This is a genomic window from Natronorubrum sediminis, from assembly GCF_900108095.1.
In the GTDB taxonomy this organism is placed as follows: Archaea; Halobacteriota; Halobacteria; order Halobacteriales; family Natrialbaceae; genus Natronorubrum; species Natronorubrum sediminis.
Window position 1 is genome coordinate 61176 of record NZ_FNWL01000005.1, and the last position, 14309, is coordinate 75484.

The 14309-nt window shown below is 57.9% G+C and carries 8 protein-coding genes; 6 read left to right on the forward strand and 2 right to left on the reverse strand.

Going from position 1 to position 14309, the window contains the following annotated elements; all coding sequences use genetic code 11:
* Window positions 1-92 precede the first annotated feature (92 nt).
* Window positions 93-2126: a PAS domain-containing sensor histidine kinase gene (locus BLW62_RS16670; protein ID WP_090508172.1), complete on the reverse strand. Its 2034-nt coding sequence runs from the start codon at window positions 2124-2126 to the stop codon at window positions 93-95.
* Between the two features lie 117 nt (window positions 2127-2243).
* Window positions 2244-5084, reverse strand: a complete 2841-nt coding sequence (locus BLW62_RS16675) for a DEAD/DEAH box helicase (protein WP_090508173.1) — start codon at window positions 5082-5084, stop codon at window positions 2244-2246.
* Between the two features lie 442 nt (window positions 5085-5526).
* On the opposite strand from BLW62_RS16675, the gene BLW62_RS16680 reads away from it, so the two are divergent.
* The 6 genes from BLW62_RS16680 (at window position 5527) to BLW62_RS16710 (ending at window position 14043) form a co-directional block, all read left to right on the forward strand.
* Entirely contained in the window at window positions 5527-6543 is a 1017-nt protein-coding gene (locus tag BLW62_RS16680) for a PGF-CTERM sorting domain-containing protein (protein ID WP_090508314.1), read from the forward strand.
* A gap of 99 nt (window positions 6544-6642) precedes the next feature.
* Window positions 6643-6861 (forward strand): DUF8149 family protein, encoded by a 219-nt coding sequence (locus BLW62_RS16685; RefSeq protein WP_090508174.1) that lies wholly within the window; start codon window positions 6643-6645, stop codon window positions 6859-6861.
* A gap of 524 nt (window positions 6862-7385) precedes the next feature.
* Window positions 7386-9272, forward strand: coding sequence for an asparagine synthase-related protein (locus BLW62_RS16695; protein ID WP_090508176.1), 1887 nt, complete (start codon window positions 7386-7388; stop codon window positions 9270-9272).
* Window positions 9273-9535: 263 nt separating this feature from the next.
* A complete protein-coding gene (locus BLW62_RS16700) occupies window positions 9536-11194 on the forward strand; it encodes an alkaline phosphatase family protein (RefSeq protein ID WP_090508177.1) in 1659 nt (552 codons plus the stop codon).
* Complete coding sequence (locus tag BLW62_RS16705; RefSeq protein WP_090508178.1) at window positions 11194-12741, forward strand: flippase; 1548 nt, start codon at window positions 11194-11196, stop codon at window positions 12739-12741. The genes BLW62_RS16700 and BLW62_RS16705 overlap by 1 nt, the downstream gene beginning before the upstream one ends.
* Before the next feature lie 843 nt (window positions 12742-13584).
* Window positions 13585-14043 (forward strand): response regulator, encoded by a 459-nt coding sequence (locus tag BLW62_RS16710; RefSeq protein WP_090508179.1) that lies wholly within the window; start codon window positions 13585-13587, stop codon window positions 14041-14043.
* Window positions 14044-14309 lie beyond the last annotated feature (266 nt).

Consider the following 14309-nt stretch of genomic DNA (forward strand, 5'->3'; position numbering starts at 1 on the left):
TCGATTCGTATGTCCGTTACGGAGACACGTCCCGACCCAGCGCAGAAAGCAGGAACCAGTCGGCGACCTCGAGTGGCGTCCGACCCCGCTGCTTACGCCTCCGTCGACGCTGGCGGGAGCGTGAACGAAAACGTCGCCCCATCGCCGAGTTCGGACTCTGCCCAGATTTTCCCACCGTGGCGTTCGACGATCCGCCGACAGAGTGCGAGTCCGATTCCCGTTCCGTCGAACTCGTCGCGGCTGTGGAGTCGCTGAAACACCCGAAAGATGCGGTCGGTGTCCGTTGTCTCCATGCCGATACCCTCGTCGTGAACCGACAGTTTCCACCGACTGCCATGACACTCGACATCGATGTGGATACGCGGCGGTGACTCGCCGCGGTACTCGATCGCATTCGAGAGCAAATTCTGAAACAGTTGCCGAAGCTGTCTCGGGTCTCCTCGGACCGCTGGCAGTGGCGTCGCCGTAATCTCGGCGTCGTGTTGGTCGATTTGTACCTGTAGATCTGTCAGAACATCCGCGAGAACGTCCTCGAGATCGACGGGTTCGAAGGGTTCTCCTTGCGAGTCGATGCGCGAGTACTCGAGGAGGCCGTCGATCATCTCGCGCATTCGATCCGCACCGTCGACGGCGTACTCGATGAACTCCGTCGCGTCCTCGTCGAGCGCGTCCGCGTAGCGTCGTTCGAGTAACTGGAGGTAACTCGAGACCATCCGCAACGGTTCCTGTAAGTCGTGACTCGCCGCGTACGCGAACTGCTCGAGGCGTTCGTTCGATTCCTCAAGATCCGCGACTGTTTCGCTGAGTCGGTGTTCGTAGCGTTGGCGCTCGATCGCGCTCGCGATGACCGTCGCGACGCTCTCGAGGAAGTCGACGTCGTGATTTGCAAACTCCTGTGGCGAGGACCCGTAGACGGTGAGAGCGCCCCACGGGTCGTCAAACCGACCGATTGTGACACCGACCCCGCTTTCGATATCAGCCGCTGCCAGCCCCGTCGAGTCGGTGAATCTGTCGTCCATCTCGAGGTGTTCGACGACGACAGGCTCGCGGGCCGTGACCGCTGCCGCCGTCAACGAGTCGGCGTCGTCCGTGGATTGCTGACTGCGTTCTGCGTCTATCAGCCGCTCAGAACAGCCGGTGTACGAGCGGACGGTAAACGGTTCGTCTGCGTTCCCCTCCTCGTGTTCGAAGATCGCACAGCAATCGACACCCAGCGCCGTCGCAATCAGGTCGCTCGCCTTCTCGAGGAGCGCGTCGATATCCGCGTTCTCAAGGGCGTGTCGGCCGAGATAGGAGACCGTCTCGAGTTGTGAGACCTTCGTCGTCAGCGTCTGTTCAGCCTCCTTTCGTGGTGAGATATCGCGAAAGAGGCCGACGAAGTAGCGATCACCGTCGTACGTGAAGTCGTTGAGCGACACGCCGAGTGGAACCTCGTGGCCCGCCGCGTGTTGTCCCGGCAGTTCGACGTACGTCCAGTTCAAGTGGCGTTCGCCCGTCTCGAGATAGCGCTTCAAGGCTTCGAGATGATCCGCTCGAAGCCGCGGCGGAATGATCGTGACTTTGCTCGAGCCGACCAGGTCGTCGGGTGAAAAGCCCAGGATCCGCTCGATGGCCGGGTTCGCGTACTGGATCGTGCTCTCCTCGTCGAGAACGATGATTCCGTCGGGGAGGGAACCGGCCAACGCTTCGAACGTGCGGCCGTACGTGAGCGAAGACGCCGAGACGGACCCGGCCGGTGTCGTAGGCCGATCGAGGATACCGACAATCTCCGCGGAAGAGTCATCAGCCACCGACGCGACGTGGAGTGTCGCCGAGAGCGACGTCCCGGAGTTAGTTCGAAGGGTGATCGTCGTCGAGACCGGGAGGTCACCATCGTCGACGATGGATTCGAACGTGGGTGTCTCGTCCTCGAGAAGGGTTGAAAACGGTTTCTCGAGGAGTGCTGTGCGACTGTATTCACTCACCGACGTGAAGCGTTCGTTGACGTCGATAATCCTGCCGTCGGCGTCGAGTCGGAAACTGGCCATATCGGCGGCCGTGAGAAGTGACGCCAACCCGGAGTCGCGAGAGAGATTTGAGTGGTCCGCGTGTCCGTCAGCTGGCGAAGAAGGCGGACCGGATTCCATTGTCAGGAACTAACGATTCATCGTAATAAGAACTGTGTTACTGGTCGAAATAACTGTCAGGGAGTACTAGTTACTATCGTGCCACCCGTCGAACGAAAAACGAAATCGTCGCACGTCCTAATCCCAAAACGCCTGCGTGCGGGCGTATTCGCGCTCTTTCGAGAGAATATCGCGATAGAACTCGCTTTCGTTTTCTCGCAATTTATTGATGATTCTCGCCGCGTTGTGAGGACCGACGCCTCGAGCGGCCATCGCGATGACGGCCTGTCTGCCGTGACTCTGGACGAGGCCGGCGCTTCGAAACGCCCGTTCGGTCATCGATTCCTGTTCCTCGTCTTTTTCGTTCGCACGCACGGCCTGGACGACCTCGTCTGCCCACGGATTGAGTGAGGCGATCCGCGTCGAACCACACTCCGGGCACGTCGGCTGATCCGACACGCGCCTCACTTTCGTCGTGACCTTCCAGTCGGTGCAGTGGGTACACAGGAGGATAATCCGGTCGTCCTGAATTCGTTCTTTGACCGTGTTGATGACGCTCGCATCCGCGTTCTCGGGTGCCAACAATTCCTTCCCACCGGACGACCGACCACCCTGTCCGATCGGCGTTCGGCCGCGGTAGGTGTCGACCTCGATCTCACCAGCCTGAATACCCCCGAGAACGGCACTCGCCCCCGCCGCATCCAGATCCTCGTGAAACACCTCTCGGAGCGACTCCTCGTACATCGGCGTCTCCTCGAGTGCGGCGAGTAGTCGGTCGTTCGAGAGACGGCCCGAACCGTTCCCTTGCCAGCGTTTGAGCGCGCCGAACTTCGCCGACACCTGCGCGAGCCGAAACGCGAGCGCGTCCGAGTTCTTCAGCCCGAGTTCGACGATGGTCTCGACGTGATCTGGGTCCGTCTCCTCGAGGAGTGATAGCACGTCACTCGTCGCGACCGAACTCGGAACCTCGAGTTCGATTCGATAGGGATCCGTCTCGAGGCCGACCGACGACCCCGCCTGCTGGCCCAGCAACGACGAGAGCACGCGGCCGAGCGTCTCGTTGACCGTGTGGCCGTAGGGTGCGTTCACCACGACGGTCCGTCCCTGGCGCTCGAGGACCAGCCGATCCGCCGTCGGCATCGGTGCTTCTGTCTCGATCTGGCGCTCGAGTTGCTCGCAGGCCTCCGTGAGCGTGTACGCATCGGCAGGGTAGCGACTCTCGAGTTCGCGGCCGACCGCGCTCGCGTCCGCACCACCCGATAACTGGGGTTCCGCAACGCCGCGAATCTCCCCGACTTCGCCCGCGACTGGAGCCGGGACGGGAATTTCCTGGCCGATCCAGGAGGGTACCTCGCCGGCGGGGTCTTCGATCGGACTGACCTTGACACGGGCCTCCTCGTCGTCGATCTCGGCAATTCGCCACATCTCCCCGCGCTGGATGAACACTTCGCCTGGCTGGGCGAAGTTGACGACGAAGCGCTCGTCGAGCGTTCCAATCTGGCTCCCCGAGGCGATGTCGTGGACCTCGTACGTCGCCTCGTCGGGGATCATCGAGAGGTTCGAGTAGACGTACTGCCAGGTGCCGCCGGTCGTCTCCAGTCGATCCGCCGACTCGTCGAACCAGACGATACGGTTTCGATGCAGTTCCGAGACGACCTCCCGGAGCGTCTCTACTGGAAGATCGCGGAACGGGTACGCCCGCGAGACCGTCTCGTAGGCGTCTTCGACGTGGATCGCGTCGCGACTCTGGACGATACCGGGAAGCTGGTTCGCGACCACGTCCAGGCTCCCGTCGTGGATCGCCGCCGGTTCGACCTCACCGTCTCGCGCCCGTCGAGCGATCGCCAGCGCTTCGAACGTGTCGTCGGGACGGGTCGTCACGATGGTCCCGCTCGAGACCTCGTCCTGTCGGTGGCCCGCGCGACCGATTCGCTGGAGCAAGCGCGCGACCTGCCGCGGACTTTTGTACTGGACGACGTGATCGACGCGGCCGACGTCGATGCCGAGTTCCATCGACGACGTACAGAGGAGACCGTCCAGTTCGCCCGCTTTGAACCGATCTTCGACGTCGATTCGGGCCTCCTTCGAGAGCGAGCCGTGGTGGACGCCGATCGGGAGGTCGAGTTCGGTGAACCTCGAGCCGAGTGCTTCGGCCGTCTGGCGCGTGTTGACGAACACGAGCGTCGACTCGTTTTCCGCGACGATATCGCGGATGAGACGAACGTGACTGGCCGTGTCCGCCTCGGTCATCAGTTCGCCCGCGAGTCGCTCGTCCTCGTCGGTAATTTTGGGCTGGCGAACGGTCACGTCGACGTTGCTCCCCACGTCGATTTCGCGGATCTCGCAGGGACGACCGCCGGTGAGGAAGTGTCCGACCTCCCCAGGGTCACCGACCGTCGCCGAGAGGCCGATCCGCTGGACGCCCGACGCGAGGTCTTCGAGGCGTTCGAGGCCGACGGCGAGTTGTGCGCCCCGTTTCGAGGCGGCGAGTTCGTGAACCTCGTCGATGACGACGTGAGAAACGTCGGCGAGAGCCTCCCGAAGTCGCTCTCCCGTCAACATCGCCTGCAACGTCTCCGGCGTCGTCACGAGCACGTCCGGCGGGTTTTTGGCCTGTTTCCCCCGTTGGTACTGGGTCGTGTCGCCGTGGCGAACGTCCACCTCGAGACCGAGGTACTCGCCCCACCACTCGAGGCGTTCGCGCATGTCACGGTTGAGCGCTCGCAGCGGCGTGACGTACAACACTCCGAAGCCCTCGGGTGGGCCATCGTCCGCGAGGAGGTGATCGAAGACGGGCAACATGGCAGTCTCGGTCTTGCCACTCCCCGTTGGCGCGATCACGAGCGTGTGCTCGCCGGCCGACAACGGCGGAATAGCCACTCGCTGTGGTGCCGTCGGCGTCGAAAAGCCGCGTTCGGAAAGCGCCCCCCGAACCGTCTCCCCGAGGTGCGTAAACGCCGCAACGTCGCCCTCACTCATCTTTTCCGGGTTAGGGGCGAGAGCCGCATAAGCGACACGTTCTACGCTCACGTTCACTCGAAACACTCGACTCGTGAATCCCAGTTTCCACTCGCAGATCCCGATTGTGACGGATGAAACACTCCTCGCGAACCTCGATTGTGACGCGTGAAACACTCTCGAGAAGGCTGGTAGGAACTCATTATATTCTGGTATCCGTGTCATATAAAAATCGGTGACTATCGCTTGTTGAGGAGATGACACAGGAGAGCCACCGATGGACACATCGGCTCGGACAGGCACTAAGACGGCGCGAACAGGGATGGAGACAGCGCGAGCAGGGATTGAGACGGTGCGAGCAGGGACTAAGACGGCTCGAACAGGCACTGAGATGGGCAGCGTCGGCGCCTCACTCGAGCAGTCAGCGGCGTCGGCCGGATCAGACCACCGGAGGACGGTAGCGATGCATCGAGGCATTGCAGTCCTCGCCTTCACGCTGACCGGACTCGTCTTCATCGGCGTCGTCGGCCTCGCGGCCCCCGGCGGAATCGGTGCCGATAGCGCCACGATCACCGCGTCTGCGAGTACCATCGAATCCGACGTGAGCGAGGCGAACGGCTCCGTCTCCGAGGACGCCTACGTCGAACCGGCACCCGAAGAGGGCGAATTGTACTACGAGGCGGGCGACGACGACTGGGTGAGTTACATCAACCCGCGTGACGAGTACCGCTCGCCGTATCTCGGCGACGGCTCCGGAAAGATCGGCGTGACGTTACTCAACGAAGCCGGCGAGCCGATCGTCGGCGAAAGCGTTCCAGACACGACGGTCACCATCGAGACCGGTGAGAAACTGGACTGGCACTCCGAAGCCAACCCCGTGACCGTCCAGTACCCGCTCACGGATCACTACGACCGACCGCTCGATAGCGACCAGTTCGGAACGACCGACGACCTCGTCCAGGGCGACGGCTACATGGACACCCACAGCATCGAGATGCACGGCCTCGAGGAGAACGCGACGATCGAGTACGGCGAGGTCCAGATCGAAGGCGAACACGCCGACAAGATAGACGTCGTCGGCTACATCGAACAGCCAAACGAGGCGTGGGACACCGACGTCGACGCAATCGAAGACGCAGAATCCTACGAGGAAGTCGGCGGCGAGTGGACGTACACCCCAGACGGCTCACACGGACAGGTCGTCGTCGTCTTACAACTCGATGGCGACGAAACCGGCGTCGACGGTGTGGAAAACGATCACAGTGGCACACCAGTCGTCAGCGAAACGGGCAGTGCTGAGGGCAGTAGCGACGACGGTGACGAAAGCGACGATAGCGCCGATGGGGAGCGTGACGATGGCGAAAGCGATGACGGTGACGACACCGACGATGCCGACGTGATCCCCGGCTTCGGCGTTCCGGCGGTGATCGTCGCACTCGCGCTCGTCGCACTCGCGCTCACTCGACGTCAGTCGGGATGATCGCCTGCGGGCGACGGTCGGCACGAAATCGTCACGCAACCGCTGCGTGAACATTCACAACCAGTGAAGCTTTGTCACTTCGCTCGAGAGAAATACCCGATGACAGCCGCCAACGAGGACGAACCCCGCGTTCCGATCGTCTGCGCTGAGTGTGAGACGACCTCCCGTATTCCCCTCTCAGACGTTGCCGAGACGGTCGAGCGGCACAACGAACAGTTACACGGTGGGAACGACGTTGCAACCGTCGACCCTGATATCGTCGACACCATTGCCGACCTCGTTGCAACTGATCTCGGATTACTCGAGGACGCCGAGTAACCGACCGTTTACGAGTTATATCGACGACTCGGACCGCTAGCTGCTGTGCTATCGCCACCGAGACAGCCTCACAGTCGGTTCCGTACTGTGTAATCTATTGTCAGCATATCGACTGGCGGTGCTGAGTCCGTTTGTCAGCGAGAACGTGGAACAATTCGTCGAGGAATGTTTGGTCGTGTTCCGGATCAGCGTCCGTCACGAGCCCAAATCCGTCGGATGCTACGACACCCACTTCCGCGCGGAACTCCTCGAGGACACCGAGAACGAATTCCTCCGGAGTTTTGAGGACTCGTTCCCCTGAGACGCTGTGTAGATGCGAAACTCCATCGGTGAATTACCGAATTTTGCTTGCATCAGTCACATTTCTGTCAGTATGGGGTCTAACCCATCTGATGCTCAGACAAGTATCTGTGAACGAGAAGCAACGACTTCTCACCTAGACAGTATCGCCCAGTTGATAGTAGTTTCAGGTTACCAGTAATAAGAGCACATATTACGAATATGTGACATGCAGAGAGACAGATATGGTTGGTATTTCAGGCCAAACGACGGCGACAGACGCCGAAGCCGAGTCGTTCCGGAAATCCCTAGATCCGTTGACCCATATGGATCGGTACGAGGCCACAGTAATGCTCAATTCGAGCGAATACTCCCTCGGGGTGACCGCATACCCGGAGTATCCAACCGCCATATACGAGAACGAAACGTACTGGGTCTATCTCGAGGGACGGATTTACGACGAGGGGAAGGTCGAACGTAATCACGATGGCGAAAACAAAATTACCCCCGAGAAGGGACACGATGGTGCTGATTCTGGGGACGAACACGGCTTACTGTCACTCGCCGAAACCGTATTCGAGCACGGTGACAACGAACGAGTCGAAGACTGGGTGACCGAGACTGATGGTGAGTTTCTCCTCGTCGCATACGAGAAGGACTCCGGACGACTCGCGTTGCTCAATGACGCTCTTGGGCGACTTCCCGTCTATTATGCTCAAGACGGTGGTACGTTCGTATTCTCTCGGGAGTTACGATACCTCGTCAGTGAATTCGGGGATTCGTTCGATCAGATGGGGATCGCACAGTGCCTACTGCTTGGTCACACACTGGGTGAGCGAACACTCCTCGAGGGAGTCAACCGGATGAGACCGGCGAGCCTGCTCGTTTTTGACCCCGACCACGGCCTGACGACGGAGACGACGGTACAGACGTTCGCGTTCGACGAGAGCGAACACGCAGACCGATCTGCAGAACGAAACGCCACCGAACTAGTGTCGTTGTTCGAACGTGCGTGTCGACAGCGATCGAGTTCGAAGGGAACTGATGTCGTCTCGCTTAGTGGCGGTCTTGACTCCCGTTCCGTGCTTGCCGGCTATCAGATTGAGGAGCAGTCTCCGGTCGCTGCGACGATGGAATCGTCGGAATACGTTCCACAATCCGACGTCGAGATCGCTCAGGTGATTGCTGAGGAGTTCGACGTCGAGTGGCAAACCTATCAGGTGTCCCATCCAGTGGGGAGAGACCTCGAGACCCTCATCAAAACAAAGAATGGACAAGTAGGACTTCTGACATCATTTATCCTCGGATTCTTCCGAAAAATCCGCGAGGAGTACGGGTCCTCGCTTTCGTACATTACCGGTGACGGCGGTGACATGGTCCTCCCAGATTTGACCCCTGCTCGTTCGCTGACGATGGACGAACTCGTTGATCAGGTGATCCAACAGTACGGTATCTTCCCGATCGAAGACGTCGCGGAGATCATCGGCCTTTCCGAGTCAGCGATCCGCGATAGCATTCGCAGTCGTTTCGAGGAGTACCCAGAAACGGACCCTAACGCCCTATATGTTCACTTTCGTATCTACGAACGCGCAGTCAACTTCCTCTTTGAGGGTGAGGACCGAAATCGGTTCTTCTTCTGGAGTACAACTCCCTTCTACTCGCTGCCATTTTTCACATATGCAATGAACTGCCCATCCGAACAAAAAGTGCAGTACAGCCTATATCGGACGTTCCTCACGGAACTGTCACCCGAAGCAGCCCGGATTCGCCATCCAAACTACCGCGCTCCGGTCGCGTCCTCGAGACACGCGATGGTGGCCATGATCGATGACCTCCTCTCGCGATATCCTCGACTCATGGAGTCCATAAAACCGGTCATCAAATCGGTCAACGACCTCGATACGGAGGCGTCACTCCAGCCGGATACCATCGAATGTATCCGATCTCAGGTCAACCAGTGTGGAGCAGTTAGTGACGTCTTCTCATCTGAAGATGTGCATCAATTCCTCGACTCGCACGCGGATTACGGACGAGTTTCGATTTACCGGATCTTCGCACTGACATCGTTCATCGACGATATCAACTCGAATCAGCCCGTCCTTAACACATATCGAAATAACACGTTCGTCTGAATTACACTTCGTCGCTCGAGTTCGTTTTAGCGGCCGAGTAGTGGTGAAGAGCGTCAATTGAACAGCTGGTGCCGTGAGTATCCAGTCACGATTATCAGTATGTTACTAGCTGAGGACAGTATTGAAATCAGTAGATAACAAAGATCGAACCACTAGTTAAGACAGTTGATGATTGGACAAGACGGACAGAATCAGTTGTTTCAGCCAACAACACAGGCTAGCATTCGATTCTGGATTGCATCACAGTTGGTGGAGGTGAAGCGATGAAAACAGTTATTCTTGGCTTTGATGGCCTTGATATGCGGTACCTCGACCGCTTTGCCCCCTCACTTCCAAACTTTTCTGCCCTCCGTGATCGTGGCGTGGAAGCGCCCCTTACGTCGACCCATCCACCGTGGACCGGGAGCGCCTGGCCCTCGATGTATACCGGGACTGACCCGAGCCACCACGGCGTGTACGGCTTCTTCGACTACGACGGCTATCCAGACGAGGGAACACTTGTTTCACGGCACGATGTTCACCAACCGGCGCTCTGGGATTACCTATCAAACGAAGGAGAGACATCAATAGTGGTCAATGTTCCAATTACACATCCTGCAGATCCGATCAATGGTGTCCTCCTACCCGGGTATCTCGCCGTCGAAGATGAACCCGGCCATCCAGCCGACATCCGAACAGAGTTGGATAACAGCCTCGGCGAGGAGTATACGATCTACTCCCGCAACGAAATCAGTGAGCACTCTGAAGAGAAATTCGCGGGCTATCTCGACCAAATCGATCTACGCCGACGAGCAAGCCGACAGTTACTCCAAGAGCATGACTGGAAATTGGCCGTGTTGCAAGTCCAGAAGACCGACGCAGTCTTCCACAATTTCACGTCGGATGACAAATTCCGGCAGGTGTACGAGGCAGCCGACCAGATGCTCGGGGACGTCCTCGAGACGGTCGACGACGACGTAACCGTAATCGTCTGTTCGGATCACGGCATCGGACCTGTCGACGGGTATAAAATCCACGTGAACGAGATTCTCCGAAAGCACGGTTACGTCGAGACCGCCGAAGTGACTGATCGACCGACACTTTCGACCGAAAAAGCATCGCTGACCGAGACAGGAGCGACAAACGGAGAAGACGGTAGCGAAACGCAGGACGCTCCGACGGCGCTCAACCGAGCACTGCTCGCCACTCAGCGAACACTCGAGCAAATCGGCATCGAGCCAAAAGACGTCTACGCGGTCGCCGAACGAATGGGGATCGAACAAAAACTCATCCGACACATACCGGACTCATTACGGGAGGCAGTAGGCAAGGGTGTCGACTGGAGCCAGTCACGCGCATACTGTCCCGATGGAACACGAATGGGCATCCGGGTCAACCTCGAGGGCCGCGAACCGAACGGAGTCGTCCCACAGTCGGAGTACGAAGCAGTCCGCACCGACCTAATTGAGATCCTTCAGGGACTCGAGACACCCGACGGAGAGCCAGCCTTCGACTTCGTCTGTCGGCGCGAAGCGGTATATGACGGCCCGTTCACCGAGGACGCACCAGATATACTCTTCCTACCGACAGAGATGAAACACCAGGTCTCGGCAACGTTATACGGCCGTACATTCATCTCTGTCGACAGTTTTGATCACAAACGTGATGGGACGTTCATCGGTGCTGGACCGGCCATTTCTGGCCCATCGCCGTCGCGGCTCTCACTGACTGATGTTGCCCCAATTACGATGGCCACCCTGGGCTGGTCGGTTCCGGAGACAATGACCGGGAGTGTCCCCGATGGGCTCGTTTCCGATCTTCTAGAGCCTGTTCGAGTAGACTACAGCGAACCAAGCTACGCCAGCGGAACCACAAGCGTTGCTGATCCGACAGCCAGCGACAACAAAGTTACTGACCGACTCGAGGATCTCGGGTACCTCTAATGGCTGACCGGGAGCGCGAACTGTCGACACTGCTTTCGAGTGCGATCCTCGTTATGGCTGGTGGGATCATCGGGTCGGCAGCAAAACTGGGCGAGCGAGTCGTTATCGGTCGACTGCTCACTCCCGACGCCTATGGAGAGGTGAGTATTGGGTTAGCGTTTTTCACATTTACGATAACACTCGCTTTGGTCGGGTGCACACAGGGTGTCTCCCGGTTTATTCCGCGGTACGACAGTCTCGAGGATCGCCGTGGTCTATTGGTGAGTGGAATGGCCATCACCACGGTGCTGTCGCTTGTGTTTGCCATTGGGATGTTCATCGGTGCTGGATGGCTTTCAGCGATGTTTTTCGAGACTGAGGCAGCGGTCGTATTCATCCAGGTGCTTGCAGTGACACTCCCATTCGCTGTCGGCTTCCGAATGCTCATTGCGGCTATTCGAGGCTGCGAGAACACGCTATACCGGACAATTGTGAACGATCTCGTTGATCCGGGGCTTCGCATTGGCCTGATCGGCGGCTTGCTTCTCGCGGGGATGGGCATCGTTGCAGCCGGTATTGCCTACCTCATTGCTGCAATTGTGGCGTTTCTCGTCGCACTCGTATTCCTTCACCGACTCATGCCGCTGTTCGGAGCCTACCGAACGCATACCAGAGAGCTCTTTATATTCTCCGCTCCGCTGGCTGTTTCGACGGTCATCGGCACGCTGCTTACCCAGACTGACACGCTCATGCTCGGCCATTTTCGCAGCTCCTACGAAGTCGGGATGTACAATGCCGCCTACCCGCTTGCTGGGGGATTGCTCGTCGTACTGTCGGCCTTCGGATTTCTCTACTTGCCGATCATCTCGCGCCTCGATTCTGAGGGCGAGCGCGGCGCCGTAAACGACATCTACGCGACGACGACGAAGTGGGTATACATCATCACGTTCCCAGCCTTTCTCCTGTTCGTGGTCTTCCCGGAAGGAGTGATTCATACCTTCTTCGGGCAGAATTACACCGACGCTGCAACAGCGTTACCGATCCTTGCACTCGGCTTCTTCGCCAGCGCTACCGTCGGTCGCGACAGAGAGACACTCTCTGCACTTGGGTCGACTTCCTGGATTGCGATCGGGAACATCGTCGGACTCGTAGTGAACGTCGTTATCAATCTCGTCTTGATCCCTCGCTACGGCTTCATCGGTGCCAGTATCGCCTCAGTCATCTCGTTGCTTGGGGTTCACGCCGTGATCTGCGGAGTGCTTGCGATTCAGTACGATATCACCCCGCTCTCGCCGGAATCGACGCGGACGTTTCTCTCCCTTCCCCTCGTACTACTCCCCGCGGGTGCAATCGTTTCACCGTGGATTTCGATTTCGATGGTAACGGTGTTACCCTTCCTTGTCGTGACCGGGCTGTGCTCGATAGCAGTCGTTGGTCTCGTAGACGCGTTCGAAGCTGACGACATCGTTATCATAGACCTCATCGAAGACGCAGCTGGCTTCTCGATTCCGCTCGTTCGACGATGGATCCCCGACTCGAATACGGAAACAGGCTTGTCAGCCGATTAAATAGGTTGGTCGTTATCGATTGGATCTACAACCGGTGACGATCTCGAAAGTTGATCACGGGATTGCGTCGTTGTAATAATCACGAGACTGCGTCGTTGTAATATGGTTGATGGTAGCTGACGAGGCGTTTTGCGTCTCGTTCACACACCAGAAATCGAAGATTTACCGAGAACGTCCACAGAAGCGCCGAGCGTCTGTACTGGTTGCACAAGAGCGACGCACTTGTGAACGCTGTGTCCCCTCCCTGTTCGCTTCGCTCGCTGAGGATAGCGCGGGCCCGACGGTCCCGTCGACTGGCGAACAGCGGAGTCGTGAGCAGAAGGGGTCTGGACGCCTCAATTCAGATAATCCGATCGTACGACACTGAAACACGTCGAAACGTACAGCCTGCTAACGATATGGTTAGTATAACTAACCGGATTTCCCGACTACGGATACGGCATGTCTCAATCAAACTACTCGAGTATGCGTATCGGCTGTCCGGAATGTGAGGCAAGCGTCAGTGCGTCCGTGCCCCCGGGGCCGGGGATTCACCAGGAGCAATCCTCGAACCGACTCCAGGGAACTGAAACGGTGTGTCGAAACTGCGGGCACGAACTCGAACTGTATTACTACTAACTCGACGGTACCGATGTACTCCATCGACGGTGTCGGTTTGCTTCGCCGATGGTGTCGGTTTGCTTCGCCAATGATGTCAGTTTGCTTCGCCAATGATGTCGGTTCGCCTCGAGGATGGCGTTAAAATATCCACGAAAGTCGTTGTGTCCGTCCTATCAATGAAGTGAACGAGGTGGGTGGAAGGCGAGCCACGATGTTATAACCCTCCACTCGCAATAGCTTGTAATGGCTCCAGACAGCAAGAGTGAGGATAAGCGGGTCGATATTCTCTTAGTCGAACCCAACCCAGGCGATACACGGCTCTTCACGGAATCCTTCAAAGACGCAAAACTGAAAAACGAACTCTACACCGTATCCGACGGTGACGATGCACTCGATATGATTACTCAGCGTGGGGCGTATGCAGAAACCCCACAGCCAGATCTCATCCTACTCGAGCCGAAGTTGCCCGGAAAAAACGGGATGGACGTGTTGTCCGAGTTGAACAACGAGTCAGCACTCGAGGGGATTCCTGTCGTCGTGCTCACGAGTTCGGACATGGGCGAAGATATCGTCAAGTCTCACGAACTCGATGCAGATCAGTACCTGCAAAAACCGGTCGAGCCAGAAGACTTCATTCGATTCGTACAAGAAATTGAGGATCTGTGGTTTGCGATCGTCCAAGAGACACCGGCTGAAAACTAAACGTTCGCTGAGGAGTATATTCTCTCGAAGGCTGGCGGGAAGAGTGTATTCTCTCGGAGGGTCGCGTTCCTCGAAGAGAGTTCGTCTCCAGAACCGATCTGAGTGATTTCTCGTGCAGAATTTTCACCTGAACGCGTTCGATGATGCTATCGGAAAGGAGGGCAAAAATAGTGGGGAGGGAAAGACCGGATACCCACACCGAGTTTCCGGTGAAATAGAGGTTGTGAACAGAGGTGGAAAACAGAGAGTCTCCGGACTACTGCTAA

Bases quoted from the DNA above. Each gene is read 5' to 3' on its own strand.
- BLW62_RS16670 (WP_090508172.1), bottom strand. From the start codon at position 2,126: ATGGAATCCGGTCCGCCTTCTTCGCCAGCTGACGGACACGCGGACCAC.
- BLW62_RS16675 (WP_090508173.1), bottom strand. From the start codon at position 5,084: ATGAGTGAGGGCGACGTTGCGGCGTTTACGCACCTCGGGGAGACGGTT.
- BLW62_RS16680 (WP_090508314.1), top strand. From the start codon at position 5,527: ATGCATCGAGGCATTGCAGTCCTCGCCTTCACGCTGACCGGACTCGTC.
- BLW62_RS16685 (WP_090508174.1), top strand. From the start codon at position 6,643: ATGACAGCCGCCAACGAGGACGAACCCCGCGTTCCGATCGTCTGCGCT.
- BLW62_RS16695 (WP_090508176.1), top strand. From the start codon at position 7,386: ATGGTTGGTATTTCAGGCCAAACGACGGCGACAGACGCCGAAGCCGAG.
- BLW62_RS16700 (WP_090508177.1), top strand. From the start codon at position 9,536: ATGAAAACAGTTATTCTTGGCTTTGATGGCCTTGATATGCGGTACCTC.
- BLW62_RS16705 (WP_090508178.1), top strand. From the start codon at position 11,194: ATGGCTGACCGGGAGCGCGAACTGTCGACACTGCTTTCGAGTGCGATC.
- BLW62_RS16710 (WP_090508179.1), top strand. From the start codon at position 13,585: ATGGCTCCAGACAGCAAGAGTGAGGATAAGCGGGTCGATATTCTCTTA.